We start from the raw sequence: 19667 nt of genomic DNA, 5'->3' as shown, positions 1-19667 counted from the left end.
GGGCGGCGCCGATGGCACCGCCCTTTGCTTTTGTCGCTTGAGGCTGAGCCCCCCGCGTTATTCCCAGCAGCTAACCAAGACCGTCATGCCCTGCGCGCGCAGCGTCAGATCGCGCGGCGCGATCGGGCTCGTGGCCCCCTGCGCCTGTTTGCTGCCCAAGCCTGCGTCTTGCGCCGCCTTAAGGATCACACTTCCATCAAGGGCAAAGCTCACGTCTTCGGGCAGTTTGCGGTCCGCCTCGGTCTGGGGGAGCAACATGCCCACCACATGGCCATTCTTGTCAAAGACCGGTCCCCCGGCATCACCGGGCTGGGCGTTGACCGACAGGCGTTTGAGGTTTTCATCCCCGTTCAGCCCTTTGAGGTCCGACAGCGCGCCAAAGGTCAGGGTCGCAGCACTCAGCACCCCTTCGTAGGAGTAGCCCGCGACAGAGATTTCCGATTGTAGACGCGGTGCGCCGTTGCTGAATTCGGCCACGGCCAGCGGGGCGAGACGGCTTTCGGGTTTGAGCAGCGCAAGCCCGCGTGCGTCATCGGTGGCGATCACAGTGGCATCGGTATCCGCGTCCAGCGTTACCCGGGAGCAGGAGGCGACAACCTCGCTCGTGGTGACAACCGCGCCATTGCCGTCGATGAAAAAGCCACTGCGGGCGATCTTGGGCTGGCGGATTTGCAGACCCGCGACCAGATCAATCGCCTGCGCGTCGCTGTTGCCTGCGGCGGCGTCCAACACGCCGGGCAGGCGGGTCAGGCTTTTGGACATCTCAGCCACCACGCGGCGGCGGCGGTCTTCGTCCCCGGCGGGCCAGATCAGGGTGAACCCTTTGATTTGACCGTTTTCCAGCGAGACCTGCGTCTGGCTGATGATGCTGCCGTTCTCGCCGATCAACTCAAAGGAGTTGCGCTTGCGTTCGCGCGGGCCATCCAAGGGGACGATCTCAAGCGTTTGCATGATGTCATAAAGACCGTAGAGCGTATCTTGGTTGCCCGGCTGGCTGATCAACAGCACCCGTGCGCCGATGTTGCCGCTGGTGTCGTAATGGGCGAAGGGCGGCTCGTAGCGGGCGAATTCGACCTCAGCCGTGGGCATCATAACCTCGATCCCGGCTTTCTCATCGCGCACCATTTGCAGGCCCAGCCCATCGAGCACGGCATTATATTGGGCAATCAGCGCGGCACGCTGCCGGGTGGTCAGCACGCCAGTCTCGTCATATCCGTTCGCCGCCTGCCATGCCCCCATAGAAGCGCGGGTGCCCCGGCCAAAAGCACCATCAATTGCGGCGTCGTAAAAACCGGCCCATTGCAGGGCGATTTGCAGGTCTTTGCGCTCTTGCGCCGAGAGGGCGCGTTCCGAACGGCGCGCCTCTGCCGGGGTCTCATCCGGCTCTGGCGGGGTGGGGGCCGGAGCGGTTTCGGCCTCTGCCTCAGCGGCGTCGGCCTCGCCTTCGGTCGTTGTCGCGTCCAGCGGGGTTGTGGTGACGTCGGGGGTGGTGCTGCCCGCTGCGGCTTCCTCTGGCTCAACGCCATCTACGCCTGCGGGGGCGTCGATAACGCCGGTTTCCAGAACGTTGTCGCCCACAGGCCAGAACTGCTGCTGGAAACGGCTGGACTGCTGGATGAAGCTGTCACGCGGCACCAGACCGTCGCGCACATAGCTGCGCAGCACCAGTTCCGCATCTTCGCGCCGGTAGGGGCCCACGGCGATGCCGTACCAACCGCCGCCAAGGGAAAAGCCATTCACGTCATCCAACAGGGTCTCATAGGCACGTGCGCGGTCGGTTGCTTCGGCCAACGAGGGTTGCGCCTCGATCTGGACCCAAACGATATCCTCCGCCGATTGCGCCCGCGCAAGGCTGGCCCAAGACAGGCTCAGGGCCAAAAAGATCGCCACCGGGGCACGTAGAATTCGCTTCATCGTCACTCAACTCTCGCAAAACCAAATCCGAGCCAGATTACGCCGGAAAGCAGCGCAAATGCCATGGCAAAGGGGGCGAATTTCTCACAAAGCTGCGATTGACCCCCATGGATTGCAGACGTAGGAAAGGCGCGCATCATAAAGGGGCAATCACCATGTCTGACGCGGCGCAGAAACCACGCTCTTTTCAAGAGATCATCCTTGCATTGCAGAGCTATTGGGCGCGGCAGGGCTGCGCGATCTTGCAACCCTATGACATGGAAGTGGGCGCGGGCACCTTTCACCCGGCCACCACGCTGCGCAGTCTCGGCACGCAGCCATGGGCCGCGGCCTATGTTCAGCCCTCGCGTCGCCCCACCGATGGGCGCTATGGCGAAAACCCTAACCGTTTGCAGCATTACTACCAGTATCAGGTGCTGATCAAACCCAGCCCGCCCAAGTTGCAAGAACTGTACCTCGGTTCGCTTGAGGCCATTGGCATCGACATGGCGCTGCATGACATCCGTTTTGTCGAAGACGACTGGGAAAGCCCGACGCTGGGCGCATGGGGTCTAGGCTGGGAAGTCTGGTGCGACGGGATGGAAGTGTCGCAGTTCACCTATTTCCAGCAGGTCGGCGGTCATGACTGCCACCCGGTCTCGGGCGAACTGACCTACGGGCTGGAGCGTCTGGCGATGTATGTGCTGGGCGTCGACCACGTAATGGACATGCCCTTCAATAGCCCAGAGGCGCCGATCCCGCTGACCTATGGCGATGTGTTCAAACAGACCGAAGAAGAATTCGCGCGCTGGAACTTTGACACCGCCAATACCGAGGTGCTGCTGGATCAGTTCAACGAGGCTGAGGCGCACTGCCAGTTCATCCTTGAGCAGCCCGCCGAAGATCCCAAAACCGGGAAACGCATTATCATGGCGCATCCGGCCTATGACCAATGCATCAAAGCCAGCCATATCTTCAACCTACTCGACGCGCGCGGCGTGATCTCGGTCACCGAGCGACAGGCCTATATCGGGCGCGTGCGGGCCTTGGCCAAACAATGCGCCGATGCCTTCGTGCAGACCCGTGCGGGCGGCTGGACGCCTGAGGCGGACAGCGCGGCATGAGCGGCAAGATTGTCTGTATCGTGATCCTTGTATCCGCACTGATCGCCGGGGCTGCACTCTATTATTTGCAGATCTATGGGTTTTATCACGAGGTGCCCGAGGCCAAGGTCGAACTCGTCTCTCTGACGACGCAGGAGCCGGAGGAGATCGCGGCGGAGAACCTACAGGCCATTGACGCCGACAGTTCTCCGATCCGGTTCCGCGCCTGTTTCGAGCATGACATCAGCCTCGCCATGGCCACCGAGACCTATGAGATGACCGACCCTACAGATCCGCGTAACGCCCCGGGCTGGTTCGATTGTTTCGACGCCCCCGCCATCGGGGCTGAGATTGAGGCTGGCACCGCGCTGACCTTCCTCGGCGGTAAGAACGTGCACTACGGGGTCGACCGGATCGTGGCGCTAACCGACGATGGCCGCGGCTACATCTGGCATGAGCTGAACGACTGCGGCGAGAAGTCTTATGACGGGACCGTGATAGGAGAGGCTTGCCCCGAACGCCCCGCCGACTGATCTTAAACGCAGGCGCGGCCTGTTTGCGCGGAACCTTTTGGCGCTGCCGAACGCTTGTCCCCACATAGAACGGGGGCGAAAATGTCGGAAAAAACACATGAGGGGCTGAAATGGGTGATGCGCGCGGGCTACGGCGCGCGCGGGGTGATCTATACGATCATCGGGGGGCTGGCCCTATTGGCCGCCGTCAAAAGCACCCAAGCCTCGGGCACGAAAGACGCCCTCGCGGCGCTGCGGGATGAGCCATACGGTATTCCGGCACTCATCGCGATCGGCATCGGGCTACTTGCCTATCTGGTCTGGCGCGTGGCTGCGGGCGTGAAGGATGTCGAAGATCACGGGACCGACGCCAAGGGGTTGATCGCGCGGTTGGGGCAAGTCACGACCGGGCTGATCCACGGCGGTATCGGCGTTTCCGTTCTGGCCTTGGCGATGAGCGGCAAGAATTCCGGCGGCAGTTCCGCGCAGGACTGGACGCAAAAGCTGATGGCGATGCCCGCCGGGCGCTATATCGTGGCCGCTGGCGCGCTGATCTTGTTGGGCGCAGGCATCTACTATGCCTACAAAGGTTGGAGCGGAAAATATAAGGGTCATCTGGCGCGCACCCAGTTCACCGAAAGCATCGACCCCATCGTGAAGATTGGCCTGATTATCTATGGCGGTATCTTGGGGTTGGTTGCCTTTTCACTGGGCTATGCGGCGCTGACCGCGAACCCCGCACAGGCGGGCGGTCTGGGCGAGGCGCTGCAAAGCCTGCGCGGCATGGCCTTTGGGCGTTTCCTTCTGGGCGGTGCTGGGCTGGGGCTGATTGGCTTTGCGGTCTATAACTTCGTCGAAGCGGGCTACCGCGTGGTGCCGAAATTCTCCGACCCCGATATCCGCACCTTGTTGGATTAAACGCAGGGCGGGGGGCTAGACCCTCCGCCTAGCACTCGTTATCCAAGCCCCCGATGAGACGCCGCCATTGCGGCAAGAATTGGGGGCCGCCCGTGCCAGATCTGCTGATTGAACTTTTCTCCGAAGAAATCCCTGCGCGGATGCAGAAACGCGCGGGCGAAGACCTGCAAAAGCTGGTCACCAACGGTCTGGTCGAAGCCGGTCTGACCTATGGCTCCGCCGCCGTTTTCACCACCCCGCGCCGTCTGACGCTGGCGCTTGGCGATATGCTTGCCGCCAGTCCGCGACAGGTGGAAGAGCGCAAAGGCCCGAAAGCCGACGCGCCTGAGAAAGCCATCGAAGGGTTTTTGCGCGGTGCTGGGGCGACCCGTGATCAATTGGAAGAACGCGACACGCCCAAAGGCAAAGTATTCTTTGCCAAGATCGAAAAGCCAGGCCGCCCTGCGGCTGAGATCGTGGCCGAGGTGCTGGAACAGACCATCCGCAACTTCCCATGGCCCAAGTCAATGCGGTGGGGCACGGGGAGCCTCAAATGGGTTCGCCCGCTGCATTCGATCCTTTGCGTCATCAGCGATGAGGCCGGCGCCGAGGTGGTGCCGCTGACCATCGACGGCATCGCCGCTGGCAACACCACGCGCGGGCACCGTTTCCTTGCACCGGCTGAGATCGAAGTCTCGGGGTTCGAGGATTATCAAGACAAACTCTCGCGCGCCTTTGTCGTGCTCGACCCCGCCGCGCGGGCCGACACGATTTGGCATGACGCGACCAACATGGCCTTCGCCGCCGGGTTGGAAGTGGTTGAGGACGCAGGGCTTCTGGCCGAGGTCGCCGGATTGGTGGAATACCCCGTCGTGCTGATGGGCCGCATCGGCGAAGATTTCTTGGGCCTGCCGCCCGAGGTGCTGCAGACATCGATGAAAGAACACCAGAAGTTCTTCTCGGTTCGCAATCCGAAGTCTGGCCAGATTGAACGCTTCGTCACCGTCGCCAACCGCACCACCGCCGACGATGGCGCGACGATCCTTGCGGGCAACGAAAAAGTGCTGGGCGCACGGCTGTCGGATGCGAAATTCTTTTGGGACAATGACCTGCGCACCGTGACCTCGGGCGGCGGCATGGAGACTTGGGTCAAGGCGCTGGAAAACGTGACCTTCCACAACAAGCTCGGCACACAGGCCGAGTTGATCGACCGCATGGCGACCCTTTCGCGTGAGCTTGCCCCGCTGGTCGGCGCCGACGCCGATGAGGCCGAGCAGGCGGCGCGGGTGGCCAAGGCCGACCTCAGCTCCGAAATGGTCTATGAGTTCCCCGAGCTGCAAGGCCTGATGGGCAGCTACTACGCGCGCAAGGCTGGGCTGTCGGACGCCGTGGCCGATGCGGCGAAAGATCACTACGCGCCGCTGGGGCCGTCCGATGACGTGCCAACAGCGCCGGTGTCGATCGCTGTGGCTTTGGCCGAGAAGATCGACAAGCTGACCGGGTTCTGGGCGATTGATGAGAAGCCGACCGGAAGCAAGGATCCCTTCGCGCTGCGCCGTGCGGCTTTGGGGGTTATTCGGATTCTGGTGGAGAATGACCTATATCTTTCCTTGTCGGATACTTTGCAGACACACCGCGCCACTATCGAAGCTGATGCCCTCGCGACGGTTCAAGAAGACGGTCGTGTAATCGGAACAGGACGAGCCGAGGATATTCGAGGTGAGTTTGATCTCAAGGAACTCGCTGAAGCGGGCCGGACCCGTGTGACGATCCATGAGTGGCACTTTAACAGCGAATTGCAGAGCGATCTCCTTTCCTTCATCCACGACCGCCTCAAAGTCTACCTGCGCGACCAAGGCATCCGCCACGACATCATCGACGCCTGCATCGCGATGGACGGCAGCGACGACCTGACGTTGTTGGTCAAACGCGCCCGCGCCCTGTCGGAAACGCTCAAAACCGACGATGGCGAGAACCTGATCCAAGGCTTCAAACGCGCCAACAACATCCTCAGCCAAGCCGAAGAGGCCGATGGCGTGGAATATTCCTTTGGTGCCGATCCGAAGTTCGCGGAAACCGAAGCGGAGAAAGACCTCTTCGCCGCGCTCGACAAGGCCGAGGCCAAGATCACCCCGGCGATGGCAGAGCAGGATTTCTCGACCGCGATGGCGGCGATGGCCGACTTGCGCGGACCGATTGATGCCTTTTTTGAGGCGGTGCAGGTCAATGCCGAGAACCCCACGGTGCGGCGCAACCGGCTTAATCTGCTGAGCCGCATTCGCACGATCTGTAGTGCCGTGGCGGACTTGACTAAACTGGACGGCTGACCGTTGAGGGGGCGAGATCACTTGCCCCTTCTGCCTCAACCCCTATGCTGCACCGGAACGATTAAGGTGCCGCAGTGCAGAATGATCCCCATACCACGCTGGTGACCCCCACCGCGCCGATTGCCAATAACACCCACGGCGGACGGGCCAAATGCCTGCAACGTCTCGTGCGGCTCGACCTGCCGGTGCCGCGCACCATTGCGCTGTCCTTTGACGCGGTGCAGCAGATCGCGCGGGGGCAGATGCCTGATGTGCAGGGAGTGGTCGATCAGTTCCCCAAAGGGGCGCTTCTCTGTGTGCGGCCCTCCAGTCAAGACCCTGATTGGGGCGGGCCGGGGGCGGTGTTGAACATCGGGATCAACGATGCGCTTTTTGAAAGCTATGCGGGCACCATCGGCGAAGGCCCGGCGGCGGCGCTTTATTCACGGTTCGTGCAGTCTTATGCGGTCAATGTCGCCCGTCTCGACCCGGATATGTTCGACGATGTGAACGGCGATGGCCGCGCGGCGCTGATGGCCTCCTTGCGCGCTTATGAAGCCGAGACGGAAGAGCGTTTTCCCCAAGACCCGGCGACCCAGCTTGCCGCCGTGCTGCGCTCCATGGCGCGGGCGTGGAACGGGACCTCGGCGCGGCTGCTCCGGCAGGCTAAGGGCGCGCCTGCGGATGCGGGGTTGGGGCTGGTGGTTCAGGAAATGGCCTTTGGCGTGGGGCAGGGGCAGTGCGGCTCGGGTGTGTTGCAACTGGTCGATAGTGATACCGGCCTGCCGCAAATTACCGGGCGGTATCTGAGCCAGAGCCAAGGCCGCGATGCGCTCGAAGGCGATGCGGCGGCGATGTATCTCACCCGTGATCCGCGTGGGCCGTCGTTGGAAGAGCTGGTGCCCGATGCCTTTGCCGAGCTGAAAGAGCACGCGGCGCTGATGCGCAAACGGCTGCGGGCCGAGATGCAGGTCGAATTCGTGATCGATCAGGGCAAACTGCATATCTTGGACGGTGTGAAGGTCGCGCGTTCCTCTCGGGCCGCCGTGCGGATCGCTGTGGCGCTGGCGGACGAGGGGATCATCAGCCGCGAGGAGGCGCTCATGCGGGTGCAGCCGCGCACGCTGTCGGAACTGCTCCACCGTCAGGTTGACCCAAGCGCCAAACGCGACGTGATCGGGCGGGGCATTGCCGCCAGCCCTGGCGCGGCCACCGGGCGGATCGTCTTTTCGGCCAGCGATGCGCAGGCCAGCGCCGCGCGGGGGGAGCCTTGCATCCTTGTCCGGCGTGAGACCTCGCCTGAGGATATTCGCGGCATGCATGCCGCCGCCGCCGTTTTGACAGAGCGCGGCGGCATCACCAGCCATGCGGCGGTCATTGGGCGCGGCATGGGGCTTCCTTGTGTTGTCGGTGCGTCGAACATGCGCTTTATCGTGACCCAGCGGCAGATCATCGCCCCTGATGGGCGGGTCTTTGTCGAGGGGGATCAAGTCACCGTTGATGGCTCGACCGGGCAGGTCTTGGCGGGGGCGGCCAAGATGCAAGAGGCCGCGCTGGACGATACGTTCACCCGGCTGATGGGCTGGGCCGAGGATGTGGCCGACATCGGCATTCGCGCCAATGCCGACACGCCAGCCGATGCGCAGACCGCGCGCAATTTCAACGCGCATGGCATCGGATTGTGCCGCACCGAACATATGTTCTTTGAGCCCGGTCGCCTGACCGTGATGCGCGAGATGATCTTTGCCGAAAGCGGCGAAGACCGCCGCGCCGTGCTGGAACGCCTGCTGCCCATGCAGCGCGAGGATTTTACCCAGTTGTTCCGCATCATGCAGGGGCAACCTGTCTGCATTCGCCTGTTCGATCCGCCGCTGCATGAATTCCTGCCTTCCGACAAGGCCGGGCAGCGCGAACTGGCCGAGGCGCTCGGGCTGCAGATGTCCGACGTGACGCGCCGCGTGGCGGCGATGACGGAGTATAACCCGATGCTGGGCCTGCGCGGCGTGCGTCTGGGGGTCACAGTGCCGGAAATCTACGAAATGCAGGCCCGCGCGATCTTTGAAGCGACCATTGAGGCCAGCCGGGATGGTGAGCCTGTGGTGCCCGAGATCATGATCCCACTGGTCAGCGCCCGGCGCGAGGTGGAATTGGTCAAAGCCAGCGTCGATGCCGTGGCCGCCGCCGTGCGCAGTGAGCGCGACGCGAGCTTCACCTACCGTCTCGGCGTGATGGTAGAAACCCCGCGCGCCTGTTTGCGTGCCGAGGAAATCGCGCCGCATTGCGCCTTTCTCAGTTTCGGGACCAACGACCTGACGCAGATGACCTATGGCCTCTCGCGCGACGATGCGGGGCGCTTCATGTCGAATTACGTGCAACAGGGGGTTTACCCGGAGGACCCCTTCCATGTGCTCGACACCGATGGGGTCGGCGAATTGCTGCAACTTGGGGCGGAAAGGGGGCGCAATGCCCAGCCCGGAATCACCCTTTCCATCTGTGGGGAGCATGGCGGCAACCCCGAATCCATCGCTTTTTGCCGCGAATCGGGGTTTGATTATGTTTCTTGTTCGCCGTTTCGCGTACCGGTTGCACGTTTGGCTGCGGCCCAGCTCGCCATTGCCCACAAGATCGGGTAGGGGCAGCGGGCTCCAGCCCAACTTATACCATAATTCGGCAAGTTTCTGCACATAATGCCCGGTTGGGTTTACCGCCCGGAACCTTTTGGCTATCCGCCCCGCAGCCCTAACAATGATGCGAGGCGCATGATGCGTTTTATCCGGTCGATCTCTTTTGCTCTTTCCATGGCTCTGTGCAGCAGCCCGCTGGCTGTTCAAGCAAGCTCCGAAAGCGCGAGCGATCTTGCGCAGATTGAAATTCAAGGTCTGAAATCCGCCGGTGCGGCGCGGCTTCAGGAGATGGTCGCTCAGCCCGTGTCGGCCAGCGAGACAGATGTAAAATTCTCGACGGCTTGGGTCGACAGCCAGCCCAAAGCCGAAGGCAACGCCGAGTTGCAGTGCCTTGCCGAAGCGCTTTATTTCGAAGCCCGCGGTGAGACAGTCAAAGGCCAGTTCGCCGTGGCCGAAGTGATTATGAACCGTGTGAAATCGGCCCGCTTTCCGGGTACGCTTTGCGGCGTGATCAATCAGGGGACGGGGCGCAAATATCAGTGTCAGTTCACCTATACCTGTGACGGCTACAAAGAAGTCATCAATGAGCCTCGCGCCTTTGCCCGTGTCTCCAAAGTGGCGCGTGCGATCATCGACGGCTCCGCGCCCAAGCTGACGGATGGCGCGACCCACTACCACACCACCGCCGTGAACCCCAATTGGGCGCGGGTCTATACCAAGACCGCGCGGATCGGTCAGCATCTGTTTTACCGCCACACGTGGAAAACCGCGTCGAACTAAAAGTTCGGGGGCGGATGTGCCTTCGGGTGCTGGCCTGCCGTCGGTGGGCCTGCTAAATGTGCATCGAAGCGCCCCCGACGGGGCCCGATACCCTGATCCGATAGGCGCTGCCGATGTCCGACGACGAAATTCGACTTGCCTTTGCCCACCCTTCCGAGCGGGCAGAGACGATGGCCGGCCCTGAGCCGCGCGACCGTATTTCCCTGCGCGATCATATCGTTGAGGTAGAGATCGGCGCCTTTCAGGCCGAGCGGGATGTGACGCAACGGGTCTGTTTCAACGTGGTCGTCGAGGTGGCGCCCCTGACGGGCGTGGTGGATGACGATGTGGACCGCATCCTGTCCTATGACCGCGTGACCGAAGCCATCGCCGCCGAGCTTGCTGCCGAACGGCTCAACCTCTTGGAAACGCTGGCCGAACGGGTGGCGGATCGGATTTTGATCGAACCGCAGGCGATGCGGGTTTTCGTGCGGATCGAAAAACTCGACCGTGGCCCCGGTGCGCTTGGGGTTGAGATCGTGCGGGCGCGGGAGGGCGGTGCCAAAGCGGAGGACGCCGCCCAAGAGGCTCCGCAGCCGCGCGTGGTATACCTGTCAAATGCCGCCATCGCCTCTGACCGTTTGACCGGATGGCTCGACCAATTGGAGGCCTCCGCCCAGCCGATGATCCTGTGCGTTGGCCCCGCTGACATCGCGGCCCCACGGGCCGGAGATGAAAAAGCACAACGCCACATCGACCTTTTGGCGATCGAACAGAACGCTTGGGTGCTCTGGGCGCGCGATCCCCGCTGCGCGGTGGTGGGCAGCCGGACAGAGTTGGACTGGGTCATGAAGAACGGCCAGATCAGCATTTGGGCGCCCGCGCGGATCGTGCTCGATGCGGTGGACGGCCCCGCCGCCCCGCCAAGCGCGGCACCGGCCTTGGCTGCGTGGTTCGCAGAGAGCTCTGCCGCCAGCGAGTTGGTGTTGATCGGCGCAGACCGGCCCGAGGGCGCGGCACTTCCGGTGCGGGTGCTCGATGTCGACACTGCGGAGATTGCCTGATGACCTCTTACCACCGCCCCTTGGTTCAGATTGGTCCCGCGCGGCCCGAAGGTGCGCTGACCCTCGCGGGCGGCTGGGGCTGGTTTACCCATGTTGAGGTGTTGTCGCGGGGGGAAGCGCCGCATGTGATCACGGCAGACGCGATCTCCGCTACGGCGCGGGCGGCGTTGACCGCGCCGCGCCCGGCCATCGCAGGGCTGACTTTCGACCGCCCCCGCGTGATGGGGATTCTCAATGCCACGCCCGACAGTTTCTCAGATGGCGGTCGCCATGCCGATCCGCAGATCGCGGTCGCTGCGGGGGCGGCAATGCGGGCGGCGGGGGTCGACATGCTGGATATCGGCGGCGAATCGACCCGTCCGGGGGCCGAAACGGTGCCTGAGGACGAAGAGATCGCGCGCGTTCGTCCCGTAATCGAAGGGCTGCGCGCTGCTGGACCCGGAGCGATCAGCATCGACACCCGCAAGGCCGCCGTGGCCGAAGCCGCGGTCGCGGCGGGGGCAGATTTGGTCAATGACGTGGCCGGGCTGACCTTTGACCCGGCGCTCGCGCCCTTTTGTGCGGCGCGGAACCTGCCGGTCTGCGTGATGCATGCCCAAGGCGACCCGGCCACGATGCAACGTGACCCGCAGTATGAAAACGTCCTGCTCGACGTCTATGACTATCTGGCCGAACGGATCACCGCGTTGGAGGCCGAGGGCATCGCGCGGCACAACATCATCGCCGATCCGGGCATCGGCTTTGGCAAGACGCTTGAGCACAACCTCACGCTGCTTGCAAATCTCAGCCTGTTCCACAGCCTTGGCGTGCCGATCTTGCTGGGCGCATCGCGCAAACGCTTCATCGGCACCATAGGCGGCGGCGCGGCTGGGGAAGATCGCGCACCGGGGTCCATCGCGGTCGCGCTGGCGGCGCTGAGCCACGGTGTCCAAGTCTTGCGCGTCCATGACGTGGCGCAGACCATCCAATCCATTTCACTTTACCGCGCGGCACTGACAGGAAAACAGCTATGACAAAACTCTTTGGTACTGATGGCGTGCGCGGCACCGCCAATATTCACCCCATGACCGCCGAAATGGCGCTGCGCATCGGTGCCGCCGTGGGGCGCTATTTCCGGCGTGAGAAAGACACCGTGCACCGTGTGGTCATAGGCAAGGACACGCGGCTGTCGGGTTATATGTTCGAAAACGCGCTGACGGCGGGCCTCACCAGCACAGGCATGAACGTCCTGCTGCTGGGGCCGGTGCCGACACCGGCGGTGGGGCTTTTGACGCGGTCGATGCGCGCCGATCTGGGGGTCATGATCTCGGCCAGTCACAACCCGGCCAGCGACAATGGTATCAAATTCTTTGGCCCGGATGGCTTCAAACTCTCCGATCAGGTCGAACAGGAAATCGAAGCGCTGGTCGCGGAAGGGGTTGCGCCCTCGGAGCCGGATCAAATCGGCCGGGCCAAGCGGATCGATGACAGCCGCTATCGCTATATCGAACGGGTCAAATCCTCTTTCCCGCGGCAGATGCGTCTTGATGGGCTGAAAGTGGTGATCGATTGCGCCCATGGCGCGGCCTACCACGTGGCGCCCATGGCGCTGTGGGAATTGGGTGCGACGGTGATCCCCGTGGGCGTGGCCCCCAATGGGTTCAATATCAACGATGGCTGTGGTTCGACCCAGCCGCAATCCGCGGCAGAGGCCGTGGTGGCCAATGGCGCCGATGTGGGCATCTGCCTTGATGGCGACGCCGACCGGGTGATCCTGATTGATCAGAATGGCCGCATCGGCGACGGCGATCAGTTCATGGCGCTGATGGCCGCCCGTTGGGCCGAAGAAGAGCGGCTTGCGGGCAAGGCGCTTGTGGCCACTGTGATGAGCAACCTTGGGCTGGAGCGTTTCCTCGACGACCGCGGTCTGCGGTTGGAGCGCACGAGCGTGGGCGACCGCTATGTGGTGGAACGGATGCGCGAAGGGGGGTTCAACCTTGGCGGGGAACAGTCGGGCCATATCGTGATGACCGACCACGCGACCACGGGCGACGGCCTTATGGCCGGGATGCAGTTTCTGGCTGAGATGGTCCGCTCGGGCAAAGCTGCCTCAGAGCTGCTGTACCAATTCGACCCGGTGCCGCAACTGCTGAAAAACGTCCGGTTCTCCGAAGGGCAAACCCCGTTGGAAGAGGCGCAGGTCAAAGCCGCCATCGCGCAGGCCGAGGCCGATCTGGCGCAAGGCGGGCGGTTGTTGATCCGTAAATCGGGCACCGAGCCGCTGGTCCGTGTCATGGCCGAACATGAAGACGCGGCACTGATGGAACGTGCCGTGGACAGCGTGGTTGACGCGGTGAATGCGGCGGTGGGCAGCTAGGCTGTCCTATCCGCGCTGGAACAGCCGTTTCAGCGCGCCGTATTGGCTGAGCCCGACCCCCGCAAGGATCAGCACCATGGCGTAGAGCAGCGACATCGGCAGCGGCTCTGACAGAACCAGCGCGCCTAAGAGGACCGACCAGACCGGCACTTGGTAATTGACCAAGGACATAAAGACCGGCCCGGCGGTGCGCACCACATAGACCCGCAGAAAGGCCGCGCCTGCGGTGGGAATCAGACCCAGAAAGGCCAAGACGGCCACGATCTTGGGCCCGGGCAGGGGCGGCGGGCCTTCGCTGATAAAAGCGGCAGGCAACATGATGCCTGCACCAATCAGCATAAGGATCGTGGCCAGCCCGATCGGGTCTACGGACGGCAAGCGGCGCATGAGGATTGAGCTGATGGCATAGCACGATGCCGCGCCGACGCAGGCGATACGCCCCGCAGTCTCCATCGCGGCGCCCGTGCTTTCAAACGCCTGCCCGCCGATCAATACCACCACGCCGATAAAGCCAATGACAAAACCGCCAACCTTGCGCGGGGTCATACGCTCTCCCGGAAGTAGGAAATGTGCCAGGGGCAGAACGATCAGCGCGACCGAGGCCATGGTCACCCCGGCAAAGCCAGAGGTCACATATTGCTGCCCCCAAGCCAGTAGTGAAAACGGCAGGGCCGAGCTGATAATGCCGATGGTGGTCAGTGTCGCGATCACGCCCCGCGTCGGGCGGTCGGCGAATAGCGCGAAACCGCGCCCGGCCCATAGGGCGAGCATCACCACCGAGGCAAACCCGATCCGAGAAGCGGCGAGCCAGAAGGGCGTGATGCCCGTAAGCGCAATTTCAATGGCCAGAAAGGTGCCGCCCCAGACAAAGCCCAGAATGGCGATCAGCAGCCAGCTGGTGCGGGTGATCTGAGGCGTGGTGTTCATCGAGGCTCCGGCGTGAAGGCAAAGACCCCGGCGCAAGGCCGGGGTCGATGTCGTCTTGTTTGTAGGGGGAGATGGCTCAGTTCTTGGCCTTGTCCACCATCTTGCCTGCGGAAATCCACGGCATCATCTCACGCAGTTTCGCGCCCACCTGTTCGATGCGGTGCTCGTCATTGATGCGACGGGTCGCTTTGAACGAGGGCTGGCCCACGGCGTTTTCCTGCATAAAGTCGCGCACGAATTTGCCGTTCTGGATGTCCGTCAGCACGTCTTTCATGCGCTTCTTGGTCTCGTCATAGGGCAGGATGCGCGGGCCAGAGACGTATTCGCCATATTCCGCGGTGTTCGAGATCGAGTAGTTCATATTGGCGATGCCGCCTTCATAGATCAGGTCGACGATCAGCTTCACTTCGTGCAGGCATTCGAAATAGGCCATCTCAGGGGCGTAGCCCGCTTCGACCAGTGTCTCAAAGCCCATGCGGATCAGTTCAACTAAACCGCCGCAAAGCACGGCCTGCTCACCGAAGAGGTCGGTTTCGCATTCTTCGCGGAAGTTGGTTTCGATGATGCCCGAACGGCCGCCACCGATGGCGGAGCAATAGGAGAGGCCGATTTCCAGCGCTTTGCCGGAGGCGTCTTTGTCCACGGCCACGAGGCAGGGCACGCCGCCGCCTTTGGTGTATTCGCCGCGCACGGTGTGGCCGGGGCCTTTGGGCGCCATCATGATCACGTCGACGCCTTCTTTGGGCTCGATCAAGCCGAAGTGGACGTTCAGACCGTGGGCGAATGCGATAGCGGCACCTTCGCGGATGTTGTCATGCACGTATTTCTTGTAGGTCTCGGCCTGCAGTTCATCGGGCATGGTGAACATGATCAGGTCGGCCCAAGCGGCAGCTTCGGCGATGCCCATGACCTTGAGACCTTCGCCTTCGGCCTTGGCGGCGGAGGCAGAGCCTTCGCGCAGGGCGACGACGAGGTTCTTGGCACCCGAGTCGCGCAGGTTCAGGGCGTGGGCGTGGCCTTGGGAACCGTAGCCGAGGATGGCCACCTTCTTGTCCTTGATGAGGTTCACGTCGCAATCGCGGTCGTAGTAAACGCGCATGATCTTGTCCTTTGGTTGATCTCTATCTGGGGGTCACCATAGCGATGTTGCGTCTAGTGGCCATTGTCATCGCAGAGGTATTTGTGAAAGAATGAAGATAGTTATTCGTTATTTCACTAGAAAACGGAAAATTCATGCTTGATGATCTGGATCGCCGTATTCTGCGCTATTGGCAGGCGGAGCCGAGCCTCAGCCCCGGCGAGTTGGCGGAGCGGTGTAGTATCACCTCCGGCAAGGCGGCGCGGCGGATTGCGCGTCTGCAGGATCAGGGGATCGTGCAGGGCAGCGGTGTGGTGATTGATTGGGCCGCACTGGGCTATGCGTTGGAGGTGTCTTTGCGGGTGACGCTGGACAAGACGCAGGCCAATGCCTTCGACATCTTCATGGCGGCGGCGCGGCAGGTGCCTGAGGTGATCGAGTTGCAGACCTTTTTGGGGCGGGTCGATCTGCGGCTGTCGATCATCGCGCGGGATATGGGGCATTACCAGCAGATCTATCGCAGTCGTATCCTCACGCTACCGCATATCGCCGAGATCGAGGCGCTGATGCATGTAGCGCGGATCAAGACGCAGGAGGGGCTGCCGCTGTGATTGAGCTTGATGAGATTGACCGATCGTTGCTCCGCGCCTTGGCACGGGATGCGACGCAGAGTGCGAGCGCATTGGGGCGGCGGTTTGGTCTGTCACAGCCTGCAACGTGGCGGCGCATCAGGCGGTTGGAGGAGGGTGGCGCGATATCGGGTCGGCGGTTGCGGTTGAATGCCGAGGCGTTGGGTTTTGGCGTGACCGTTTTTTTGGGCATCAAACTGGCCACGCGGGGGCGGGTGAGTTTGGAGGATTTTGAGCGGGCGGTGAGTGCGATTCCCGAGGTGCAGACGGTGGAGCATGTTTTGGGACTTTTCGACTACCGTCTGCGGGTCGTGGCGCGGGACCTGCCTGACTTCGAGCGTGTGCTGAGGCGGCGGATCATGACGCTGCCCGGCGCGGGTGAGGTGGAGGCCAATGTGCTTTTGAGTGAAGAGCGTCTGCCAGGGCCGCTTTAGCCGCGAATTGCCTTTTGCGGCGGCGGGCCATATGCCTTTAATCGAAAGATGGAGGAAGAACGATGGCATTGCTCGACACGGTAGACCCCACGGGGCTTGATGAATTCAGCGTGGTCTTTACCGACCGGTCGCTCAACCACATGTCGGCGGAATTTCAGCAGGTCATGCGCGACCTCTCGGGCTGGCTGGGCGAGGTTTATAACGCTGATGCCGTCGCGCTGGTGCCCGGTGGCGGCACCTATGCGATGGAAGCCGTGGCGCGGCAGTTTGCACGGGGCCAAGACGTGTTGGTCGTGCGCAACGGGTGGTTTTCCTATCGTTGGAGCCAGATCATCGAAAGCGCCGATCTGACCAAGGGTGCCGAGGTAATGAAGGCGCGGATGCAGGGCAACGCCAGCCCTGCGCCCTTTGCGCCCACGCCGATTGAAGAGGTCGCTGCGGCTATTCGCGCGCAGAAACCGCAGGTCGTGTTTGCGCCGCATGTGGAGACTAGCTCGGGCATGATACTGCCGGATGACTACATCAAAGAAATGGCCGCGGCGGCGCATGAAGTGGGTGCGCTGATGGTGCTTGATTGCATCGCATCGGGCTGTGTCTGGGTGGACATGAAGGCGCTTGGTGTCGATGTGCTGATCTCGGCCCCGCAGAAAGGATGGAGCGCGTCGCCTTCCGCTGGACTGGTGATGATGTCCGCGCGGGCGGAGGCGCGGTTGAATGAGACCACATCGGATAGTTTCGCCATCGACCTGCGCAAGTGGCGCGACATTATGAAAGCCTATGAGGCCGGGGGGCACGCTTATCATGCGACCATGCCGACGGATGCGCTGCGGCTGTTCCGTGATACAGTGAAAGAGACCCGCGATTATGGGTTTGACCGGTTGAAAGAAGCGCAGTGGCGTTTGGGGGAAGCGGTGCGGCAGGCGCTGGCCGCACGGGGGGTCACCTCGGTCGCGGCAGACGGGTTTGCCGCGCCGGGCGTGGTGGTCGGCTATACCGCCGATCCGGATGTGCAAAACGGCAAGGCTTTTGCCGCTCAAGGCATGCAGATTGCTGCCGGGGTGCCGTTGCAGGTGGGAGAGCCGGATGATTTCCGCACCTTCCGTCTTGGGCTGTTCGGGTTGGATAAGCTCTATGACGTTGACGCGACCGTGGCGCGGCTGACGGCTGTGCTCGACGAGGTTTTGTAAGGCAGGCTGCGCCGCGTGTTAGCGGTGCAGGCCCAGCCCCATCTGCATCAGCATCTTGCGCACTTGGGGCAGGGCGTAGAGCGCATTGAGCGCCGCCGCCCGTGCATCGCGGGCCAGTGGGCTGCTGGCTTGGCTGGCCCGGTTGAGCAAGTCAATGCCCCGAACGCGCAGACCAATGTCGGCGTGGCGGGCCTTGTGGTAGGCCTCCAACATGTCAGCGTCGCCGAGCGTTCCGGGCGATTTGCGGGCTAAATCTAGCAGCGTCGCCAGATCGGTCAGCGACATATTCAACCCCTGCGCGCCGATGGGGGGCAGCACATGTGCGGCTTCGGCCACCAATGCCAGTCGTTCGCCAGAGAGGCGCTTGGCCTCTTGGCTAATGATCGGCCAGAGCGCGCGCGGGCTGGCGAGGGTGAGTGGCCCGAAGAGATTGGCCGAGCGCGCCGTTGCTTCGGCCTCGAAAGCGGCAGTCTCCAGCGTGGCGCGGGCTTGGGTCGCGGGGCCGTCGTCCATCCAAACTACGGCGGAGCAGGGCATGCCGTCGCGGTCGGGCAGGGGGACGAGGGTGAAGGGGCCGCCGGAGCGGTGCACTTCGGTCGAGACATTCTCATGCGGGATCGGATGGGTAACGCAGAAGGCCAGCGCCTTTTGACCGTAGCGGCGGGTGGTGACCTCGATCCCGGCCGCTTCGCGCATCGGGCTGTTGCGCCCATCGGCGGCGATCACCAAGCGTGTTCTGATCCGGCTGCCGTCGCTCAGGCCCACGCGGGCCTCGCTTTGCCGGGTGAAGAGTGTCGTGGTGCCGGTGCCGGGGCGAAAATCGACGTTGGGCAGCGCGTTCAGGCGGGTGAGCAGTTCACGGCGCAGCAGCCAGTTGGGGAAGTTCCAGCCGAAGGGGGCATCTGAGATATCGGCGGCGTCAAACTCGCGGGTGACGCGGGGGCTCGGGTCATCGCCCCCCGCATCGACGATCCGCATGATCTGCAAAGGGGCGGCATGGGGGGCGAGGCGGTCCCAGAGGCCGACGTCTTCCAGCAGCAAGCGCGCCGGTTGCAGCAGCGCGGTGGAGCGCATGTCGGCGCCCTCAGCTGCGCCGTCGGTGACGGGCGGTGTGGGATCGACGCAGATCACGTCAAAGCCCGCCGCACCGAAGGCCGCCGCGGCGGTCAGTCCGGCAATGCCGCCACCGGAAATCAGAATATCGCAATCAAAGGTCATCAGCCCGCCACCCGTGTCAGGAATTCGCAAAGGTCTTGCGTATGGTAGTGGATGTGATCGCCTTCGCCACGTGTGGGCGCCACATGCACTGTGCGCATCCCCAACGCGTGTGGGGCTGCAAGGTTGCGCGGGTCATCCTCGAACATCGCGGCGGCTGCGGTTTGGAAACCGTCGATGGCAAAGACCTTGTCATAGGCGGCGGCTTCGGGTTTTGGCAGGAAATCAGCGTGTTCGACGCCGTAGACCGCATCGAATAGACCGGTGAGACCGCGCGCCTCCAGCACCCGTTCAGCGTAGGGAGCGCAGCCATTGGTATAGACGATGCGCCGCCCCGGCAAGACGCGGATCGCTTGGGCAAGCAGCGGGTCGGGGGTCAGCCGGTCCATCGGGATGTCATGCACATCCGTGAGGTAGGGGCCGGGATCGACGCCATGTTCACGCATCAGCCCCGCCAGCGTGGTGCCATAGGTCTGCCAATAGTGCTGGCGCAGGTGATTGGCCTCGGCCCGGTCAACCTTGATGGCGCGCATCACCCAATCGACCATACGCGCTTCGATCAGATCGAAAAGCCGCGCCTCGGGCGGGTAGAGCGTCTGATCTAGGTCGAAGACCCAAGTGGTGACATGAGAGAAAGCATCGCGCGGCATGGCGCAGAGGTAGGTCGAGACGGGCAGCCGCGC

The 19667-nt window shown here is 62.9% G+C and carries 17 protein-coding genes; 12 read left to right on the top strand and 5 right to left on the bottom strand.

Annotation, left to right across the window (positions count from 1 at the left end; genetic code table 11):
• Positions 1–57: 57 nt before the first annotated feature.
• Positions 58–1914, bottom strand: a complete 1857-nt coding sequence (locus tag O4H31_RS09910; RefSeq protein WP_269345274.1) for a serine protease — start codon at positions 1912–1914, stop codon at positions 58–60.
• A 155-nt stretch (positions 1915–2069) separates the two neighbouring features.
• On the opposite strand from O4H31_RS09910, the gene O4H31_RS09905 reads away from it, so the two are divergent.
• The 9 genes from O4H31_RS09905 to glmM all read left to right on the top strand — a co-directional run bounded on the left by O4H31_RS09905 (position 2070) and on the right by glmM (position 13514).
• Positions 2070–3017, top strand: a complete 948-nt coding sequence (locus tag O4H31_RS09905) for a glycine--tRNA ligase subunit alpha (protein ID WP_269345272.1) — start codon at positions 2070–2072, stop codon at positions 3015–3017.
• Positions 3014–3529, top strand: coding sequence for a DUF6446 family protein (locus O4H31_RS09900; protein ID WP_269345270.1), 516 nt, complete (start codon positions 3014–3016; stop codon positions 3527–3529). Before O4H31_RS09905 ends, O4H31_RS09900 begins: the two co-directional genes overlap by 4 nt.
• A gap of 81 nt (positions 3530–3610) precedes the next feature.
• Positions 3611–4426 (top strand): DUF1206 domain-containing protein, encoded by an 816-nt coding sequence (locus O4H31_RS09895; RefSeq protein WP_269345269.1) that lies wholly within the window; start codon positions 3611–3613, stop codon positions 4424–4426.
• 92 nt (positions 4427–4518) lie between these two features.
• Positions 4519–6732 carry a glycine--tRNA ligase subunit beta gene (glyS, locus tag O4H31_RS09890; protein WP_269345268.1) on the top strand — a complete coding sequence of 738 codons (2214 nt, stop codon included), beginning with the start codon at positions 4519–4521 and terminating at the stop codon, positions 6730–6732.
• 74 nt (positions 6733–6806) lie between these two features.
• Complete coding sequence (locus O4H31_RS09885; protein WP_269345267.1) at positions 6807–9344, top strand: putative PEP-binding protein; 2538 nt, start codon at positions 6807–6809, stop codon at positions 9342–9344.
• Between the two features lie 126 nt (positions 9345–9470).
• Positions 9471–10115 carry a cell wall hydrolase gene (locus O4H31_RS09880; protein WP_201722067.1) on the top strand — a complete coding sequence of 215 codons (645 nt, stop codon included), beginning with the start codon at positions 9471–9473 and terminating at the stop codon, positions 10113–10115.
• Positions 10116–10228: 113 nt separating this feature from the next.
• The gene (locus O4H31_RS09875) at positions 10229–11158 is read left to right on the top strand and encodes a dihydroneopterin aldolase (protein WP_269345264.1); all 930 of its coding nucleotides are present in this window, start codon (positions 10229–10231) and stop codon (positions 11156–11158) included.
• Positions 11158–12171: a dihydropteroate synthase gene (gene folP, locus O4H31_RS09870; RefSeq protein WP_269345262.1), complete on the top strand. Its 1014-nt coding sequence runs from the start codon at positions 11158–11160 to the stop codon at positions 12169–12171. The genes O4H31_RS09875 and folP overlap by 1 nt, the downstream gene beginning before the upstream one ends.
• Positions 12168–13514: a phosphoglucosamine mutase gene (gene glmM, locus O4H31_RS09865; protein ID WP_269345260.1), complete on the top strand. Its 1347-nt coding sequence runs from the start codon at positions 12168–12170 to the stop codon at positions 13512–13514. Before folP ends, glmM begins: the two co-directional genes overlap by 4 nt.
• A 6-nt stretch (positions 13515–13520) precedes the next feature.
• Here glmM and O4H31_RS09860 read toward each other — a convergent pair whose 3' ends face one another.
• Positions 13521–14441, bottom strand: coding sequence for a DMT family transporter (locus O4H31_RS09860; RefSeq protein ID WP_269345258.1), 921 nt, complete (start codon positions 14439–14441; stop codon positions 13521–13523).
• Between the two features lie 76 nt (positions 14442–14517).
• Positions 14518–15540, bottom strand: coding sequence for a ketol-acid reductoisomerase (gene ilvC, locus O4H31_RS09855; RefSeq protein ID WP_067622701.1), 1023 nt, complete (start codon positions 15538–15540; stop codon positions 14518–14520).
• 134 nt (positions 15541–15674) lie between these two features.
• Here ilvC and O4H31_RS09850 point away from each other — a divergent pair, with 134 nt between their 5' ends.
• From O4H31_RS09850 to O4H31_RS09840, 3 genes are all read left to right on the top strand, one after another.
• Positions 15675–16130: an Lrp/AsnC family transcriptional regulator gene (locus tag O4H31_RS09850; RefSeq protein WP_269345255.1), complete on the top strand. Its 456-nt coding sequence runs from the start codon at positions 15675–15677 to the stop codon at positions 16128–16130.
• Positions 16127–16582: an Lrp/AsnC family transcriptional regulator gene (locus O4H31_RS09845; protein ID WP_269345252.1), complete on the top strand. Its 456-nt coding sequence runs from the start codon at positions 16127–16129 to the stop codon at positions 16580–16582. The genes O4H31_RS09850 and O4H31_RS09845 overlap by 4 nt, the downstream gene beginning before the upstream one ends.
• Before the next feature lie 62 nt (positions 16583–16644).
• A complete protein-coding gene (locus O4H31_RS09840; RefSeq protein WP_269345249.1) occupies positions 16645–17769 on the top strand; it encodes an aminotransferase class V-fold PLP-dependent enzyme in 1125 nt (374 codons plus the stop codon).
• Positions 17770–17787: 18 nt separating this feature from the next.
• Here the strand turns inward: O4H31_RS09840 and O4H31_RS09835 are convergent, their stop codons facing one another.
• Positions 17788–18987: a UbiH/UbiF family hydroxylase gene (locus tag O4H31_RS09835; RefSeq protein WP_269345247.1), complete on the bottom strand. Its 1200-nt coding sequence runs from the start codon at positions 18985–18987 to the stop codon at positions 17788–17790.
• The gene (locus O4H31_RS09830; RefSeq protein ID WP_243263142.1) at positions 18987–19634 is read right to left on the bottom strand and encodes a pyrimidine 5'-nucleotidase; all 648 of its coding nucleotides are present in this window, start codon (positions 19632–19634) and stop codon (positions 18987–18989) included. Before O4H31_RS09830 ends, O4H31_RS09835 begins: the two co-directional genes overlap by 1 nt.
• Positions 19635–19667: the final 33 nt, after the last annotated feature.

Source organism: Sulfitobacter dubius, assembly GCF_027214245.1.
Taxonomy (GTDB): Bacteria; Pseudomonadota; Alphaproteobacteria; order Rhodobacterales; family Rhodobacteraceae; genus Sulfitobacter; species Sulfitobacter dubius_A.
Note: the sequence above shows the minus strand (reverse complement) of the source record. Positions and strands in the feature narration are given on the sequence as shown.